Genomic DNA, 16837 nt, shown 5'->3' on the forward strand with positions numbered 1-16837 from the left:
GGACGACGGAACCGGGGTGGGGACCACCGGATTCGCTGTCGCGCGGGCCCGTCGGCCCGCTCAGCAGCGGAAGACCTGGAGCAGGGAGGCTGAGGAGTCGGCCCGGGGCGGTAAACCACCGGCCCGGATCGTCGGCGGTGGCCCCGGAGCGGCCGGGAGGGTGTACGCACGGCACAGCGCGTGCGGCGGTGCCTCCGAGCCGTGCTCCTCGACCCGCTGCCTATCGCGGCAGCGGTGGTGCGAGGGATCGTCCTCGGTGCGCTCCGCCTCGCCGCAGGTGACGACCTCCGACGCGGTGTACGGGAGGCTCGCCGCATGTGCGGGTGCCAACGCCGCGGTGAAGACGAAGAGCTGGAGGGTCAGCACGGCGGCCGCGAGGAAGGCGAAGCGCCCGAAAGTGGTTCTGCCTCGGAACATGTGCCCCCCTTCAACGGCCGGCCGGTGCGTGGGCGTCGTGACGCCACGTAACGGATCAGACCGTATCCGGAGCAGATGTTTGCAAGGTGAACGCGATGTGGTTGCCCCATGAAGGGGGCGCGGACCCGGCCCGCCCACCCCCGGGGCGGGCCGTTCCCGGGCGTGATCATGGGGGCGCGCCCTCGTGTCCATGTGTCCGGGCTCACTCCCGCCGCGCGGTGGGATCCCGGTCGGGCCGGTCAGATGCCGGGCCCGCCACCAGGGCCACCAGAGGTTCCCCGGTCGTCGTCCCGCGATCGCGACGCGGGGCGGCGGGGCTGCTCGTCGGGGCGCGGGGGCCGGCTCCGGCCCTTGCCGCCCTTCCGTACGACCAGTCCGATCAGCAGGGCGACCACCGCGATACCGATGACGAACGGGCCGATTCCGGTGACCCATTGAGTGTCGGCCGCCAACTGGGCCGCGTACGCGTGGCCGTAGTCGCCGAGCGGGGTCGGATCGTGTGCGCCGGTCCTGTTGATGGGAGGCTCCTTCGTCCGGGGGGCGGCTCTCGTCCTGGTCGGGTGCCCCCGAACGGCGCCCTATCACCTCCGGGCTGCCGAGGATCCCCTGGCCGGGGTGTCCGCACCGGTGCCGTCGGTGCTCGTCAGCCGGGTTGTGGGTCCCGCCACATCGGCCACAGCGTCGGGCCGTCCGGCAGCACGAGGGTGCGCTCCATGGTGGTGAATCCGAGCCTTCGGTAGAGGTCCCGGCCGCGCGCGCTGCTGGCCTCCAGATAGAGCGCCGAGCCCTCGCGGTCGCAGCGGTCGAGCGTGGGCCGCAACAGGGCCGTTCCGCGGCCCTCGCCCTGCCGCGCGGGATCCACGGCGATGAGCCACAGATATTCGTGGGGGTGGCGGGGATGGATCTCGGCGGTCAGTCGGCCCATCGTCTCGATGCGTTCGTTGTCGGGGTCGATCGCGGCCCGGAGCTGAGCCGGACCGTCCGCCTCGTCCTCCGCCTCGCCGTCGCCGTCGCCGCTGTCGCTGTCGGGGTCGGACTCATGGGCGGCCTCGTGCCCCTGCCGGCCCCGCTCGCCGTCCGGTACGGACATCCAGAGCGCGACGGCCGACCCGTCCGCCAGGACCTCGACCCGGCCCGCTTCGAGCACGATATCGACGATCGCCCCCATCAGCAGGGGATGGGTCGCGCGGCGCCCCTCCTCGTCCGGGAAGACCCAGCCGCTCACCGGATCGTCCTGGAAGGCCGCGTCCAGCAGCCGCACCACGGTCTCCCGGTCGCTGCTCCCGGCCCGCCTCACGCTCTTCGTCTCGCCGCTCATCTCCGTCACCCCTCCGTCACCCATCCGTCTCAACCAGGCTCGTTGCCACGGTGGTTAAAGCCTAGGGGTGGTGGGGTGGAGGTGGCGGGATGGTGGCCGTGCCGGGTGCCCGCTCGGGCCAGACCAGCAGTACGGGACAGGGAGCATGGTCCACGGCGAAGCGGACCGCCGGGCCGATGCTGCGCGGGCCGAGCCGGGAACGGTCGCCGTCCCGGGCGCAGATGAGCAGATCGGCGCCCTCGGCCGCGGCCACGACCTCCCGTTCGACCCGTCCCGAGCGTTCCACCCGGACGCAGGGGCGGCCCAGTCGGTCCGCCGCGTCGGCCAGCAACCGCTCAGCGGCCACCGCGCCGAGCCGCTCCACCTCGCCTCCGGGGTCGCGCGCCGGGTCGGCCCGGCCCAGCAGACCGGCGTAGGCGCCACGGGCCGCGCCGGCCGCGCCAGGACCGGTGACATGCAGCAGGACGACGCCGGCGGAGTCGGGCGTATGGCGGCGGACCGCGTCCACACAGGCCGGCCAGGTGCCTTCCACGATCCATGCGACGACGTTCATCCCGGCCTCCGATCAGCCCCCTATGACGCTCAGCGAGGCCCAGAGTGCCACCACCGAGAGCACCAGGGCCGCAGGCACGGCGAGCAGCCCGAGCCGGGTGAACTCGCGCAGGTCCACATCGGTGTCGTGGTCGCGCACGATGCGCCGCCACAGCAGGGTGGCCAGCGAGCCCGCGTAGGTGAGGTTGGGGCCGATGTTCACGCCCAGCAGCACCGCCAGGACCGCCCCGGGGCCCGCCGACGCGGTCAGTGGCAGCAGGACGAGGACGGCGGGGAGGTTGTTGACCAGATTGGCGAGTACGGCGGCGAGTACCGCGATGCCGAGCAGCGCGACCAGTCCGGTGCCGTCGGGGATCAGCGGCCTGAGCAGGTCGGCGAGCCCGTTGTCGACCACCGCGCGGACCACGATGCCCAGGGCGAGGACGAAGGCGAGGAACGGCACCGACGCGGCGCGCAGGACGGCGGCCGGGGCGGTGCGGCGCCGGGCGAGCGCGCGGACGCCGAGCACCGTGGCGCCGGCCGCCGCGGCCCATGCCGGTTCGACACCGACCGCGGAGGCGAGTACGAAGCCCGCCAGGGTGCAGACCACGGTGACCAGCGCGAACACCGGTACCACCACGGGTTCGTCGGTGGTCGGTCCCTGGGCGCCGGCGTCCAGGTCGGTCGCGAAGAAGCGGCGGAAGACCAGGTACTCCACCCCGATCGCCACCAGCCAGGGCAGCGTCATCAGCGCGGCGAACCGGGTGAAGCCGAGACCGCTGGCGCTGAAGGCGAGCAGGTTCGTCAGATTCGACACGGGCAGCAGCAGCGAAGCCGTGTTCGACAGATGGGCGCAGGCATAGACATGGGGCTTGGGGCGGGCCCCGAGCCGCGAGGCGGTGGCGAAGACGACCGGGGTGAGCAGCACGATCGTGGCGTCCAGACTGAGCACCGCGGTGATCAGGGAGGCGACGGCGAACACATGGGTCAGCAGTCTGCGGGGCCGCCGCCGCGCCGCGCGGGCCAGCCAGGCTCCACAGGCGCGGAACAGGCCCTCGTCGTCGCAGAGCCGGGCGAGCACCAGGACGGCCGCGAGGAAACCGATGACCGGGCCCAGGTGCTCGGCCTCGGCGCGGGCCGCCTCCGGGGTGATCGCTCCGACGGCGACCACCAGGACGGCGGCGGGGACGGCGACGACCGCCTCCGGCCAGCCCCAGGGGCGTACGACCGCGCAGGCCAGGACGGCCAACAGCAGGATCGCGGAGAGGGCTCCGAAGTGCCAGGTGGTGGTGGCGGGGGAATCGGTGAGCGGGGTGGTCGCGGCGAGTGTGCCCGCGAACGAGCCGGTCAGGGCGAGCATCCTTCCGAAGCCGAAGCCGAAGCCGAAGCCGAAGCCGAAGCCGAAGCCGAAGCCGAAGCCGAAGCCGAAGCCGAAGCCGAAGCCGAAGCTGGGTCTTGATGGCGACCCGAAGGTGATGCCGGAGCCGGAGCAGATGCCGGGCGCTGCGGGCGGGCCGAGGTCGTCGCCGGCCGCTTCGTGGCAGCCGGACCAGGATCGCGTGGGGCCCGGATCTCGGGCCGTTCATGAGGACACCAGTTCGTGAACACACCCGAATTGTTCTGTACGTACCCCGCGGTTGTCCCACCAGGGCCGGAGTGGCGGTGCGTGTCGCCTCCGGTAGGTCCCGCCGCCCCGGCCGTCGTCGCCGTCCCGTCGACAGCCGTCACCGTCAGCCGTCAGTCGTTGGTCGTCGTTAGTCGTCATCCCCGTCGGGATCCGTTGGCCATCGCCGCCGCTTCTCCCGGAAGCGCAGGACGGCCCAGCCGAGCAGGAAGAGATGGAACAGCGGCCACGGCGCCACCCACGCCGTCTGCCACCACTCCGGCGTCGGCTTCAGGAAGGCTTCGACCGCGGAGGTGGCCATGGCGGCACCGAGGGTCCAGCAGACCAGCCGGCCGGCCCACCGCACCGCTGTCCCGTCCGTCCCGATTCCCGTGCGCGGGGGGTCAGGTGCGGAGTCCGTGGTCATTTCTGCCCTTCAGTAACCAGCCTTGTGGTGGCTGGAATTCAGTGTTCTTGATAGTTCAGTCGCGTCCTTGTTCCCTGCTTTCTGTCATCGAGACACGTCCTGGACGATCAGAACGAGTCGAAGACCGGGTCGGTGATAAAGGCGGAAAACAACGGCTAAATGCGTGGTCAAAACGCCCGTTGGGTGCATTTCATTGGTCTAAACCTGGCCGGGAGGAGTCGGTCTACACGTGATAGGGAGCCGATCGCATGGATCGAGCCATCTTTACTTCCTCATGACCTTGTGTCCTGGGCTCCCCGGACCCGCCCGCGCCGCGCCCACTCACCGGGTGGCGCGCGGGGGCGGGGAGCTGGATCACCGCTGGCCCCCGGTCGGCAACCGGCGATTCGCGAACGGGTGAACCGTCGACGGTCGCGTCCCACGAAAGGGGTCAACTCGGTGCGTTCCGTCGCGCCAGTGCCTTCCGAGGTGAACGATCTCCCCCGATGGTGGGCCCCGGTCCGTGGTCTCGGGCCATCCCGCGGCGGTTTCACGACCCCTGGGTCCCGCCCTCCCCGAGGAGTTAGAGAGATATGCGCAACCCCACCATGACCCGCGGTACCCGGTCCCGACTCTCCGGCCTCATCGCCCTCGCCGTTGTCGCGGCGGCTGGCGCCGCGCTGCTGGGTGCGGCCCCGGCGGTCACGGCGTCGGCCCCGGCCGCCGCCCCGGCCGCCGCGCGGGCCAATGTCCCCATGCCCACGTCGATGGTCTCGCTGCAGTTCAACCTGGTCATCGCGCACGGCAACCTGGAGGGTGAGGGGATCCTGGTGGAACGGGAGGCCGAGATCAGCGGTGTTCCGCTCGCGGCCGTCACGGCGACCTTCCTCCGCTCCGGCCATCCCGTCGGCTCCTGTGAGATGACCACCAACGAGGCCGGTCTCTTCACCTGTTCGAAGCCGGGTCTGGCGCCCGCGGACTGGCCCGACCAGGTGCGGGTGACCTTCGCCGGCGATGAGCTGTACGCGCCCTCCACCGCGGTCCAGCCCGTCGTCCACCTGAGGTAACCGACGTCCGCCGCCCGGCAGTCGGTGCCCATGCGCGCGACGCCGGGCGGCTCCTGGGCGCGCCGCGCACCGGCCTCCCGGCGAATCGGGCCTCCAGCGGCGCCGGCGGCTCCAGCGGCGCCGGCCCCGTGGCGCCGGCGATCGGGCACGCCGGGAGTTCGGACGGGGCCGGAAGTTCGGGCGGGGGTCGGGAGCCCGGACGGGCCAGGAGTTCCGTGGTCGGCGGTGTTCGGACGGGCCGGAAATCAGATGGTTCGGCGGAGTTCGGACGGCGGTAGTTGACCTCAAGTTTGATTGAGGTTTTAGCGTTCCCTATGCACCCCGGGGCCGCACCGGCCGACGGGTCCCCAACCGCCCGCCATCCCAGCCCCGGAGGCCCCGCATGGACATGGAAGTCACGGCCTGGTCATCGCTCCACGGAGCGATGAACGCCCAGCAGGACCGCAGGCCCTTCTCCCGCGCCACCCTGCGTCGCATCGGGAGCTTCGCCCGCCCCCACCGCCGTCGTATCCTCCACTTCCTGCTGCTCAGTGTGGTCACGGCGCTGCTCGCGGTCGCCACCCCGGTACTCGCCGGCCGAGTCGTCGACGTCATAGTCAGGGGCCGCGAGTCCGACACGGTCACCCGGCTCGCCCTGCTGATCGCCGTTATCGCCGTCGCCGAGGCGGCGCTCGTACTGCTCACCCGCCGACTGTCGGCCACCCTCGGCGAGGGGTTGATCCTCGATCTTCGTACCGCCGTCTTCGACCACGTCCAGCGGATGCCGGTCGCCTTCTTCACCCGCACCCGTACCGGCGCCCTCGTCAGCCGGCTCAACAACGACGTGCTCGGCGCCCAGCGGGCCTTCAGCAACACCCTCTCCGGAGTCGTCTCCAACCTCGCCACCCTGCTGCTGACCCTCGCCGTCATGGTCAGCATCTCCTGGCAGATCACCCTCCTCGCCCTCGTCCTGCTCCCGGTCTTCGTCATCCCGGCCCGTCGCACGGGAGCCCGGATGGCGGGGCTTCAGCGGGAGGCGGCCGGCCACAACGCCGCCATGGGCACCCAGATGACCGAGCGGTTCTCCGCGCCCGGTGCGACCCTCATCAAGCTCTTCGGGCGGCCGGCCGACGAATCCGCCGAGTTCGCCGCCCGGGCCCGCCGCGTGCACGACATCGGCATCCGTACGGCCATGGTCCAGACCCTGTTCATCACCGCCCTCACCCTGGTGTCCGCCCTCGCCCTGGCCCTCGTCTACGGACTGGGCGGCTACTACGCCCTGCGGGGCAGCCTCGATCCCGGGGCCGTCGTCTCCCTCGCCCTGCTGCTGACCCGCCTCTACGCCCCGCTGACCGCCCTGGCCGGCGCCCGGGTCGAGGTGATGAGCGCGCTGGTGAGCTTCGAGCGGGTCTTCGAGATCCTCGATCTGAAGCCGCTGATCGCCGAGCGGCCGTCGCCCCGGCGGGTGCCCGACGGGCCGGTCTCGGTCGAGTTCGACGGGGTCACCTTCGGCTACCCCGGTGCCGACAAGGTCTCGCTCGCCTCTCTGGAAGAGGTCGCCACCCTGGACACCCGGGGCGGCACCACGGTCCTGCGCGATGTGTCGTTCCGGGCCGAACCCGGCCAGATGGTCGCCCTGGTCGGATCGTCCGGCGCCGGTAAGTCCACCATCGCGCAGTTGCTGCCCCGGCTGTACGACACCGATGAGGGAGCCGTCCGCCTGAACGGTGTCGACGTGCGCGAGCTGAGCGCCGACTCGATCCGCGAGACCCTCGGCATGGTCACCCAGGACGGACACCTGTTCCACGAGTCCGTACGGGCCAATCTGCTGCTCGCCCGGCCCGGCGCCACCGAGGACGACATCTGGGACGCCCTGCGCCGCTCCCGGCTCGACGGTCTGGTGGCCGCCCTGCCCGACGGCCTCGACACCGTCGTGGGTGAACGCGGCTACCGGCTCTCCGGGGGCGAGCGCCAGCGGCTGACCATCGCCCGGCTGCTGCTGGCCAATCAGCGGGTCGTCATCCTGGACGAGGCGACCGCGCACCTCGACTCGACCTCCGAGGCGGCCGTGCAGGAAGCCCTGGGGGAGGCGCTGGAGGGGCGTACCGCCGTGGTGATCGCACACCGGCTGTCGACGGTGCGGGCGGCCGACCTCATCCTGGTGATCGAGGACGGCCGGGTGGTCGAACGCGGCACCCACGCCGAACTGCTGGCCTCCAGCGGCCGGTACGAGGAGCTGTACCGGACCCAGTTCGAGCGGCCGGAGACGGAGCGGGCGCAGCCGGTCCACTGAGAGACGGCCGCGAGCGGTACCGCTGGGCCCTGCCGGGATATCCGGTCGGAGCTCAGCGGTACCGCTCTGTTCTGCGCGGCCCTTCGGTCAGAACGGCTTGGTGGGCAGGTACTTGCCGTCGAGGGTGATGACGGCGCGCTCGCCACCGTCGGGGTCGGCGACCTTCTTCACATCCAGCTTGAAGTTGATGGCGCTGATGATGCCGTCCCCGAACTGCTCGTGGACCAGGGCCTTCAGCGTGGTGCCGTAGACCTGGAGCATCTCGTGGAAGCGGTAGATGGTCGGGTCGGTGGGGATGGAGCCGGGGATGGAGCCACGGGTCGGGACGGCCCGCAGCAGCGTCACGGCTTCGTCGTCCAGCTCCAGCAGGTTGGCGACGGCCCGCGCGGCGTCCTCGGGCAGGGGGTGCTGGCCGAGGACGGCGGCGGTGACGAAGGCCACCGAGAGGCCGGTGACATCGGCGATCTGCTGCCACGACAGGTCCTTGCGGATCTTCGCCTCGACGGCGGTGACGGCGAGGGCCTGGCGGGCGGTGGGGTCGAACAGGGCGTGCACCATGAGAGGGCTTCCTTTCGGGGGTGCCGGGCGCCGGTCGGCGGCTCGGCTGTGAGGTGGGGGTAAGAAACTGCCGTACGCCGGGGATGCCGGGACGGCGGGGGCATGGGGGTCTGACCGTGCGGTAGAGGCAGGGGCGGCGGTGTCAGGCCGCGAGCGCGGCCGGCCGCACCGTGGCGCACTCCTCGACGGCACCGGTGGGGATGGAGTAGACCCAGCCGTGCAGGGTGACCGTCCCGTCCGCGAGGGCGCGGGCCACCGAGGGGTGTGTGGTCAGGTTGGTGAGCTGGGCGCGGACGTTCTCCCGCACCAGCGCCGTCACTCTGTCCTCACCCGTCTCGCCCGTGGCGGTGGCAGTGGCTGTGGCGGTACGGGCCCGGGAGGCGTCCGCGTGCCGCAGCCAGTCGGCGATGGCCGGGGCGCCGCTCAGGTCGTGGCCCTCGGCCAGGGCGGTCATCGCGCCGCAGGCGGAGTGTCCGCAGACGACGATGTCGGTCACGCCGAGGACCGCCACGGCGTACTCGACACTGGCCGCGATGCCGTCGGCGCCCGGCGTGTGGGCGGGGACCAGATTCCCGGCGGTACGGATGACGAACAGCTCACCCGGCTCGCTCTGGGTGATCAGTTCCGGCACCACCCGGGCGTCCGAACAGCCGATGAACAGCGTGCTCGGCCGGTGAGTGGCGGCCAGGTGGGCGAAGAGCCCCGCCTTGGCCGGGAAGACATCCCGCTGAAAGCGGGCGATGCCCTGGGTGAGGTTCCGCACGGTCACTCCCTTCGATGGGTTCAGTCCCGGTGGGGCTGATGGATCCACCATGCACGAGCTGGACCTATAGCGTCCAAGACGTAATCACCATGGCTTCTATAGATCTCATCTATAGTCGAATCATGGCCCTGGAACTGCGTCATCTGCGCTATCTGCTCGCCGTCGCGGAGCACGGCAATTTCACCCGTGCCGCCGAGGACCTGCGGATCTCCCAGCCCACCCTGTCCCAGCAGGTCAAACAGTTGGAGCGGACCGTGGGCGTCCAACTGCTCGACCGCACGGGCCGCAGTGTGCGGCTCACCGACGCCGGTGAGATGTATGTGCAGTACGCCCGGCGCGCCCTGCGGGACCTGGCCGCCGCCGAGCGGGCCGTCCTCGATGTGGCCGACCTGTCCCGGGGCGGCCTGCGCCTCGCGGTGACCCCGACCTTCACCGCCTACCTCATCGGCCCCCTGGTCGCCGAACTCCACACCCGCCACCCCGGCATCACCCTCGATGTCGAGGAGATGACCCAGGACCGCATCGAGTCAGGACTGCTCGCCGACGAACTCGACCTCGGAATCGCCTTCGCGGGCCCGCACCAGCCGGGCATCACCGGCACCGCGCTGTTCACCGAGACCCTCGGCCTGGTCGTCGGAGGCACCGGACCGGAGGTCCGGCGGGATCGGCCGCTGCCCGTCCAGGACCTCGGCACATATCAGTTCGCCCTGCTCAGCGGTGACTTCGCCACCAGGGGCCACACCGACGCCTACTTCGCCCGGCACCGGATCAGCCCCCGCATCGTGGTGGAGGCCAACTCCATCCAGGCCCTCACGGAGATCGTCCGGCGCACCCCGCTCGCCACCGTGCTGCCCGACGCCATCACCGACGACCACCCCCATCTGACCCCGATCCCGCTCGAACCGGCCCTGCCCGCCCGCACCGTCACCCTGCTGCGCCGGGAGAGCGGCTACCAGAGCGCCGCAGCCCGCGCCTTCACCCGGCTCACCGAGGATCTGATCCGCGCCCGTGGCTATGCGCCCGCCCCGGCCGGGACCGGCCCGGAGGACCGGTAGGGGCGGGAGCGGGACCGGCGTCGCCGGCCGAAGTCCCGGCAGGCCGGGTCCGGACCCCAGGCGGTGCCGGCCCCCGTCGGGGACCTGTGCGCCGCGTCCGGGTGATTCTTCGCCGGGTCCGCTCGCGGCCGAGGGCATCCCCGGCGGCGGTTGCCGTAGCGTGCGGCCCGTTCCCCCGCCCGTCACGGCCGAGAGGCAGCCCGTTATGGAAGCGTCCGAGCTTCTGCCGATCGTCGCTGTCTTTCTGCTGGTGACCGTGGAGTTCGGCGGCCACGCGCTGCTGCAGTTCATCACCACCAGACAGGGCGCGCTCACCGTGCTGCGCGAGCGGTTCTTCCGCGCCGGGCACGCTCACGCCGGTGTGTTGCTGGTTCTCTCCCTGGTCTACTTCCTCTATCTGCCTCGGACCGGGTTCTCCTCCGGCATCGAATGGCTCTTCGGCATCCTCCTGCTGGTCGGGGTGCTCGCCCAGTCCGGCGGCTTCTTCCTGCACCTGGCCTTCGGCGCCGAAGGGCGGCCCTCCGCGGGCACGCATCTCACGCGGACGGGCGCCGTCCTGATCGCCGCGGCACTCGTCGCCCTGGGCGTCGGGCTCATCCAGAACCTCTGACCGGGCGGTCCGGCGCGGGGTGGCGGGTCACGGATGGCAGCGGTGGTCGAGCGCCATGGGTCGCGCGCCGATGCGGAACGTCCGTACGGGGTGGGCTCCGTGAGCGTCCACCCCGAGTCGACCGGGCGGCCCGCCGCAGTGCCTGTTTAGTACATCCTGACTAATTCTGACTGTTTATCACATAAAGATATCGCGAGGATGGGCAGTGGTGGTCTCTGTGAATCATCGATCGGTGAGCACGGAAGGCAGCCCGTATGAGAACCGTCCCCGCAGGGTCCACCACGGCGCTCCGCCGCGCCGGCGGGTCCATCGCCGTCTGCTGTGTGTTGGGCGTCGGCCTGCCGCTGTGGGCACCGACGGGGGCCGCCGCCGATGGAACGGCCGGGCCGAGCGCCGTGGCGGACCGCGGGGCCACCGGCACGACCGCACCGGAGCGGTTCGGTAGGACGGGGTCGCCATCGCCCGGGAGCAACGGTTCCGCACCGGCCTCGCCGCGTACCGGCGCCGACCTCGCGCTCGCCACGGAGGTCGGCCACCGCGGCGCCGGCCGGACCGGCTCCCCGGCCCATCGCCCGGTCGGTACGGCCGAGGCCGCCCCCGACGGCGTGTTCGACTACAGCATCACGGCACTCAACCACGGCCCCTCGGGGGCCGTGAACGTCGTCATCACCGATGAACTGCCCGCCGCACTGGTGTTCGTCTCCTCCCCGGACGGCTGCACCGCCCAGGGCCGTACGGTCACCTGCGGCCCACTGCCGACGCTCGCCGTCGGCTCCTCCCACACCTGGCGGATCGTCGTCGCCCTGGCCGACGACTACACCGGCGACGGATCCGACATCACCAACGTGGTCGCCGTCGCCTCCCAGACCGCCGACCCCTACCCCGCCAACAACACGGCGGCGATCACCGGACTTCCGGTGCCGCCGGGGGCCGGGAAGGCCGACCTCTCGCTCCGCAAGACCGCACTGCTGCCCGACGGCCGACGCACCGTCAGCCCCGGCGACACCTTCACGTACCGCATCACGGTCCACAACAACGGACCCGCAGCCGCCCGGCACGTCCGGGTCACCGACCCGCTGCCGGACGTGCTGCGCTTCCTCTCGTCCCCCGACGGTTGTCTGCCGTCCGGCGGGACCGTGAGCTGTCCCACCCTGGACCGGCTGTCGGCCGGGGGGACCATCACCTACGAGATCGTCGTACGGGTACGGGAGAACGCGCTCCGGTACGGCGGCGGGGACAGCGGCGGCGGGGGCGGCGGTGGCGGGGGCCGGGAGATCGACAACATCGCCTCCGTGACCTCGACGACCTCCGATCCAGTACCGGGCAACAACAGCAACCGGTCGGGCACCACCGGCCCCGACGGCGGCCCGCTCCGTCTCACCCATCCGACCCGCCCCACCCATCCGACGCATCCCACCCACCCGGGCGGCCCGCACCCGACGCACCCGACGCGCCCGCACCTCGCCCACACCGGGGACGAACTCCCCGGCTGGCTGCCCTGGTCCGCCGCGCTGTCCCTGGCGGCCGGATCCGCCCTCGTGATCCTCGCCCGCCGACTCCGGGGCTGACTCCCCGCGCGGCCACGGCCCGCCGCACGCGACCACCCGTACGAGACAGACATCCGAGATGAGGGTCCGCGGACATGAGACTCACCTGGGGCCCGGCCCGCGCCAGGACCGGAACCGCCCGCCGACTGCTCGCGCTGGCCACGGTGTGCGGGGTGCTGCTCTGCGTGGCACCCGGGCACGCGACCGCCGTGGACGATCCCACCCGCACCGGCGCGGCACAGCGGCAGCAGCAGCCCCGCGCCCTCAGCTTCCCCGTCCACGAGCCCTTCGACTCGGCCACCGGCAGTCTGGGCACCGCGGTGGGTTCCGCGAGCTTCCAGAGCGGCGGCTGGCTGCGGCTGACCAGCGCGGCGAGCTCCCAGGCCGGGGCCTGGGAGATGAACGACTCCTTCGCCACCAGCCTCGGCATCGTCGCCGAGTTCACCTACGCCACCTACGGCGGAACCGCGTTCGACGGCAAGCGCGGTGACGGGCTCGCCTTCTTCCTCGCCGACGGCCGGTCCGCCAATGGAACCGGAGCCCCCGGCGGCAGCCTCGGCTACGCCTGCGGCGGTGGCCCACCCTGCAACCGGGCCGGGGTGCCCGGCGCCTTCCTCGGCATCGGGATCGACGAGTTCGGCAACTACTCCTCCATCCAGGTGGGCAACGGCGGCCCCGGCACCCAGGCCAACCGGATCGCCCTGCGCGGCGGGGGCAACGGCACCGCCGGCTACCGGTTCGCCACCGCGGTGAACGGCCCCGGCGGCACCGTGGAGACCGGCAGCAGGGAGGCGTACCGCACCGTGCGCGTCACGGTCATGCCCAGCGGCGGACAACTCCTGGTCTCCATCTGGTCCGACACCGGACCGGGGACGCCCATGAACCAACTGGTCACCGATTACAACGTGGCCACCATCGCCAACCAGCCCGCCCTGCCCCCCACCCTCAAGGTCGGCTTCTCCGGCGGCACCGGCGGTGCCACCAATATCCATGAGATCGGCGATCTGAAGATCAACGTCCCGGCGAACCTGTCGGTCACCAAGACCGGGAGCCCCGCCACCGTCCCCGCCGCCGGCGGCCCGGTGACCTACACGGTCCGGGTGTCCAACAGCGACGCCAACGACGTGACCGGGGCGATCGTCCGGGACGCCGTCCCCGGGCTCACGGGAGTCACCTGGACCTGCGCGGCCACCACCGGCAGCGCCTGCGGACAGGCGTCGGGCAGCGGCAACAACCTCAACACCACCGTCGATCTGCCGCGCGGCGGCTCCGCCACGTACACCATCACCGGCACCGCACCCGCCCAGCCGGCCACCCTCACCAACACGGCGACCGTCACCGCCCCCTCCAACCGCTCCGACACCAATGACGCCGACAACTCCGCCACGGCGACCACCACCGTCACCGCGCGGGCGGACGTGGCCGCGTTCAAAGCCGGTGTCGGTACGGGGCCGGTCACCCCCGGCCAGCAGTTCGACTACCGGGTCACCGCGCAGAACAACGGCCCGTCCGACACCACCGGCGTGCGGATGACGGACACCCTCCCGGCAGGGCTCACCTTCGTCTCGTCGGCGGAGGGCTGCACCGCGGTCGGCGCGACCGTCAACTGCCCGGTGTACAGCGCGCTGCCGGCCGGGCGGTCCATCTCCTGGACCTTCCGGGTGCGGCTGGACCCCGGCTACACCGGGGACGGCAGCGGACTGCGCAACACCGCGACCGTCACCCATGACGTCCCCGATCCCAACACCGCGAACAACACCTCCACCGTCGCGCTCCCGCCCGGTGGGGTGACCGCGCCCCGAGCGGATCTGAGCACGGCCAAACGGACGGTGACCACCACCCCGGTCTCACCGGGCCAGACCTTCGCCTACCGGATCACCGTGACCAACAACGGTCCGTCCACCGCCAGCCGGGCGCGCGTCACGGACCCGCTGCCGGCCGCGCTCACCTTCGTGTCCTCCCCGGACGGGTGCACGGCCGCCGGTGCCGTCGTGACCTGCGGGCCGGTCGCGACCCTGGCCGTCGGCGCCTCGGTGACCTGGACCTTCCAGGTACGTCTCGACGCCGCGTACACCGGCGACGGCACCGGCCTCCGCAACACCGCCACCGCCGCCACGGACACCGAGGACCCCAACAGCGCCAACGACAGCGGTACCTCGGGACCGCCGGGCGGCCGGGTGACCGACCCGACCGCCGACCTGGTGTTCACCAAGCGGGCTGACTAGGGCGAAGCGCCCAGGTGTACGACCGACCCACGAGCCGCACAGCAGATGTACGGCCCCGGACCATGAACGGAATCGATGCGAGATGAGATCGACAAGACGTCGGCTCCCCGGGGTCAGGGCAGCGCTCGCCGCCCTGGTCTGCGTGGTGCCGCTGTACTCCGGCACGGGGTACGCCGCCGCGGCGCCGCAGCCCGCCTCGGTGGCCGCCGCCCCCGCACAGGTGGAGACCCGTCTCGGCCGCGCGCCGGGGACCCGTGCCGACACACCCCCCGGGGGACTGGTCACCTACACCCTGACCGCCCGGAACAACGGCCCGTCGGTGGCCCGCAACGTCCTCGCGACGGACGTCCTGCCGGAGGGGATGCGGTTCGTGTCCTCCACGGACGGCTGCACGGCCGCCGGAAGGACCGTGACCTGCGGACCCGAACCCCAGTTGACCGTGGGCGAGATCAAGACCTGGACGTTCGTGGTCCAGCTCTCGCCCTCGTACCAGGGGGACGGGTCCGACCTCGGGAACACGGCCACCGGCACATCGGACGCCACCGATCCCGATCCGGGCAACAACAAGACCGACCCGGTGACCCCGGTGGGCCCCTTCGACCCCGTCTCCGACATCAACACGGTGAAGGCGGCGCTCGGCAGTGGCCCCATCGTGCCCGGTGAGGAGTTCGAGTACCGGATCACCGCCCAGAACACCGGCCCGTCGGACGCCCGGAACGTCACCGCGACGGACAATCTGCCGGCCGGGATCACCTTCGTGTCATCCGCCGACCCCTGTGTGTCGTCGGGGCAGCGGGTGACCTGCGGTCCGCTCGGCGTGCTCGCGCCCGACGCGAGCGTGTCCTGGACCTTCCGGGTCAAGCTGAGCGAGGCGTACCGCGGCGACGGCGGCGACCTCCGCAACACGGCGACCTCGACCTCCGACTCGGAGGACCCGAACCCCACCGACAACACCTCGCCCCCCGTCCTGCCGCCCGGTGGCGTCACCGTGCCGCAGGCCGACATCTGGACGATCAAGCGGCCGTCGACCAGCACGCCGGTGTCGCCGGGGCAGACCTTCGAGTACACCGTCACCGTCACCAACGACGGACCCTCGCAGGCACTCGCCGTCCGGCTCACCGACGCCCTGCCCGCCCCATTGGCCTTCGTCTCCTCCCCGGACGGCTGCACCGCATCCGGCCAGAACGTGTCCTGCGGACCGCAGGCGGTACTCGCCTCCGGAGCCACCAAGACCTGGCGGTTCACGGTCCGGCTCGACCCCAACTACCGGGGTGACGGCAGCGATATCCGCAACACCGCCACCGCGACGTCGGACACCGACGACCCGGCGCCCGCCAACAACACCAGCCCCCCGGCCGGACTCCCCGGCAGCTCGGTCAACCAGCCGTACGCCGATCTCGCGGTCACGAAGGAAGCGGTCGGCACGGTGTCGCCGATCCCCGGCCAGACCTTCGACTACCGCATCCGCATCACCAACAACGGCCCGTCGGCCGATGCGTTCAACGTGCGCCTCACCGATGAACTGCCGCCCGGTCTGACGTACGTCTCGTCGACACCCCCCGGCTGTACGGTCTCCGGACTGGCGGTGTCCTGCCGTCGGACGGCGCCGCTCGGAGTCGGTGAGACGGTCGAGTACGTCCTCACGGTCCGGGTCGACCCCGCGTACAAGGGCGACGGCAGCGATCTGCTGAACACCGCCCGGGTCACCGCCGACAACATCGACCCGGCCGGCGACAACGACACCGACACGGCGACGGTGCCCGGTGGTCAGGTCGCCGCCCCCGCCGCCGACCTGGCGATCGTCAAACGGCCGGTGAACAACACGGTGATCGCGCCGGGTGAGTCCTTCGACTACCAGGTCACCGTCACCAACCGGGGGCCCTCGCAGGCCGAAGAGGTCACCGTGACCGACATCCTGCCGTCCGCGCTGACCTTCGTCTCCTCGGACGACGCATGCATGTCGGCCGACGCGGTCACCTGCGGACCGCGCGCCACGCTGGCCCCCGGAGCCTCGGTGACCTGGGTGTTCAGGGTGAAGCTCGATCCCGAGTACACCGGTGACGGCCGCGATATCCGCAACACCGCCACCGTCGACTCCGCCACCAGGGACCCGGTGGAAGGCAACAACCACAGCACCGCCGGTGTGCCGGGCGGACGGGTCGAGGAGCCCACCGCCGACCTACAGGTGACCAAGAAGACCCCGTGACCGGCAGGACCGGCAGGACCGGCCGGTAGGTCACAGCGAATCGGGGCGGGCCGTCGACCGACGGCCCGCCCTCGCATGTCCGGCCCTGTTCGCCGGCGAGGGCCGTCGGCGCGCCGGCCCACCCCCGGACGGTTTCCCGCCGGGGGCGCCCGGGTACCCGCAGCCTGGTCGCGGGCACAGGCCGGAACGGACCCCCGGAGGGTTCGCCGGGGGGCGACGGCGCTGGGCGCCCCCCACGCCCGCGATACCGCCGACATCA

Annotated in this window: 15 protein-coding genes; 7 read left to right on the forward strand and 8 right to left on the reverse strand. The window is 72.0% G+C overall.

Translation table 11 applies throughout. The annotated features are described in order from the left end of the window. Nucleotides 1-60 precede the first annotated feature (60 nt). The 6 genes from ACH4S7_RS35420 to ACH4S7_RS35445 form a co-directional block, all read right to left on the reverse strand. Complete coding sequence (locus ACH4S7_RS35420; RefSeq protein WP_398525530.1) at nt 61-417, reverse strand: hypothetical protein; 357 nt, start codon at nt 415-417, stop codon at nt 61-63. A 239-nt stretch (nt 418-656) separates the two neighbouring features. Continuing rightward, nucleotides 657-869 carry a DUF6479 family protein gene (locus tag ACH4S7_RS35425; protein WP_398525531.1) on the reverse strand — a complete coding sequence of 71 codons (213 nt, stop codon included), beginning with the start codon at nt 867-869 and terminating at the stop codon, nt 657-659. A gap of 191 nt (nt 870-1060) precedes the next feature. Further along, entirely contained in the window at nt 1061-1735 is a 675-nt protein-coding gene (locus ACH4S7_RS35430) for a GNAT family N-acetyltransferase (RefSeq protein ID WP_398525532.1), read from the reverse strand. A 61-nt stretch (nt 1736-1796) separates the two neighbouring features. Beyond that, complete coding sequence (locus ACH4S7_RS35435; RefSeq protein WP_398525533.1) at nt 1797-2288, reverse strand: universal stress protein; 492 nt, start codon at nt 2286-2288, stop codon at nt 1797-1799. Between the two features lie 12 nt (nt 2289-2300). Next, entirely contained in the window at nt 2301-3626 is a 1326-nt protein-coding gene (locus ACH4S7_RS35440; RefSeq protein ID WP_398525534.1) for an SLC13 family permease, read from the reverse strand. Between the two features lie 394 nt (nt 3627-4020). After that, nucleotides 4021-4296, reverse strand: a complete 276-nt coding sequence (locus tag ACH4S7_RS35445) for a hypothetical protein (RefSeq protein ID WP_398525535.1) — start codon at nt 4294-4296, stop codon at nt 4021-4023. Nucleotides 4297-4868: 572 nt separating this feature from the next. Between ACH4S7_RS35445 and ACH4S7_RS35450 the strand changes: the two genes are divergently transcribed. Both ACH4S7_RS35450 and ACH4S7_RS35455 read left to right on the forward strand, forming a co-directional pair. After that, nucleotides 4869-5342, forward strand: a complete 474-nt coding sequence (locus tag ACH4S7_RS35450) for a hypothetical protein (RefSeq protein ID WP_398525536.1) — start codon at nt 4869-4871, stop codon at nt 5340-5342. A 382-nt stretch (nt 5343-5724) separates the two neighbouring features. Then, nucleotides 5725-7614 (forward strand): ABC transporter ATP-binding protein, encoded by a 1890-nt coding sequence (locus ACH4S7_RS35455; RefSeq protein WP_398525537.1) that lies wholly within the window; start codon nt 5725-5727, stop codon nt 7612-7614. An 87-nt stretch (nt 7615-7701) separates the two neighbouring features. Here the strand turns inward: ACH4S7_RS35455 and cynS are convergent, their stop codons facing one another. Then, entirely contained in the window at nt 7702-8172 is a 471-nt protein-coding gene (gene cynS, locus ACH4S7_RS35460; protein WP_398525538.1) for a cyanase, read from the reverse strand. Between the two features lie 142 nt (nt 8173-8314). Next, nucleotides 8315-8935 carry a carbonic anhydrase gene (locus ACH4S7_RS35465; RefSeq protein WP_398525539.1) on the reverse strand — a complete coding sequence of 207 codons (621 nt, stop codon included), beginning with the start codon at nt 8933-8935 and terminating at the stop codon, nt 8315-8317. Between the two features lie 122 nt (nt 8936-9057). Here ACH4S7_RS35465 and cynR point away from each other — a divergent pair, with 122 nt between their 5' ends. The 5 genes from cynR (at nt 9058) to ACH4S7_RS35490 (ending at nt 16578) form a co-directional block, all read left to right on the forward strand. Next, nucleotides 9058-9990: a transcriptional regulator CynR gene (gene cynR, locus ACH4S7_RS35470; RefSeq protein WP_398525540.1), complete on the forward strand. Its 933-nt coding sequence runs from the start codon at nt 9058-9060 to the stop codon at nt 9988-9990. A gap of 205 nt (nt 9991-10195) precedes the next feature. Further along, nucleotides 10196-10600: a hypothetical protein gene (locus tag ACH4S7_RS35475; protein ID WP_398525541.1), complete on the forward strand. Its 405-nt coding sequence runs from the start codon at nt 10196-10198 to the stop codon at nt 10598-10600. 254 nt (nt 10601-10854) lie between these two features. Continuing rightward, entirely contained in the window at nt 10855-12168 is a 1314-nt protein-coding gene (locus tag ACH4S7_RS35480; RefSeq protein WP_398525542.1) for a DUF11 domain-containing protein, read from the forward strand. 74 nt (nt 12169-12242) lie between these two features. Further along, complete coding sequence (locus tag ACH4S7_RS35485) at nt 12243-14372, forward strand: hypothetical protein (RefSeq protein ID WP_398525543.1); 2130 nt, start codon at nt 12243-12245, stop codon at nt 14370-14372. Nucleotides 14373-14454: 82 nt separating this feature from the next. Next, entirely contained in the window at nt 14455-16578 is a 2124-nt protein-coding gene (locus ACH4S7_RS35490; protein WP_398525544.1) for a hypothetical protein, read from the forward strand. The last annotated feature ends 259 nt before the right edge of the window (nt 16579-16837 follow it).

Origin of the sequence: Streptomyces sp. NPDC020965 (genome assembly GCF_044333555.1) — a bacterium.
Lineage (GTDB): Bacteria > Actinomycetota > Actinomycetes > Streptomycetales > Streptomycetaceae > Streptomyces.

What these genes read in the sequence shown, in the direction of transcription:
- cynR (WP_398525540.1), top strand. Translation starts at nt 9,058, where the DNA reads ATGGCCCTGGAACTGCGTCATCTGCGCTATCTGCTCGCCGTCGCGGAG.
- ACH4S7_RS35485 (WP_398525543.1), top strand. Translation starts at nt 12,243, where the DNA reads ATGAGACTCACCTGGGGCCCGGCCCGCGCCAGGACCGGAACCGCCCGC.
- ACH4S7_RS35430 (WP_398525532.1), bottom strand. Translation starts at nt 1,735, where the DNA reads ATGAGCGGCGAGACGAAGAGCGTGAGGCGGGCCGGGAGCAGCGACCGG.
- ACH4S7_RS35455 (WP_398525537.1), top strand. Translation starts at nt 5,725, where the DNA reads ATGGACATGGAAGTCACGGCCTGGTCATCGCTCCACGGAGCGATGAAC.
- ACH4S7_RS35480 (WP_398525542.1), top strand. Translation starts at nt 10,855, where the DNA reads ATGAGAACCGTCCCCGCAGGGTCCACCACGGCGCTCCGCCGCGCCGGC.
- cynS (WP_398525538.1), bottom strand. Translation starts at nt 8,172, where the DNA reads ATGGTGCACGCCCTGTTCGACCCCACCGCCCGCCAGGCCCTCGCCGTC.
- ACH4S7_RS35450 (WP_398525536.1), top strand. Translation starts at nt 4,869, where the DNA reads ATGCGCAACCCCACCATGACCCGCGGTACCCGGTCCCGACTCTCCGGC.
- ACH4S7_RS35490 (WP_398525544.1), top strand. Translation starts at nt 14,455, where the DNA reads ATGAGATCGACAAGACGTCGGCTCCCCGGGGTCAGGGCAGCGCTCGCC.
- ACH4S7_RS35445 (WP_398525535.1), bottom strand. Translation starts at nt 4,296, where the DNA reads ATGACCACGGACTCCGCACCTGACCCCCCGCGCACGGGAATCGGGACG.
- ACH4S7_RS35420 (WP_398525530.1), bottom strand. Translation starts at nt 417, where the DNA reads ATGTTCCGAGGCAGAACCACTTTCGGGCGCTTCGCCTTCCTCGCGGCC.
- ACH4S7_RS35435 (WP_398525533.1), bottom strand. Translation starts at nt 2,288, where the DNA reads ATGAACGTCGTCGCATGGATCGTGGAAGGCACCTGGCCGGCCTGTGTG.
- ACH4S7_RS35475 (WP_398525541.1), top strand. Translation starts at nt 10,196, where the DNA reads ATGGAAGCGTCCGAGCTTCTGCCGATCGTCGCTGTCTTTCTGCTGGTG.
- ACH4S7_RS35440 (WP_398525534.1), bottom strand. Translation starts at nt 3,626, where the DNA reads ATGCTCGCCCTGACCGGCTCGTTCGCGGGCACACTCGCCGCGACCACC.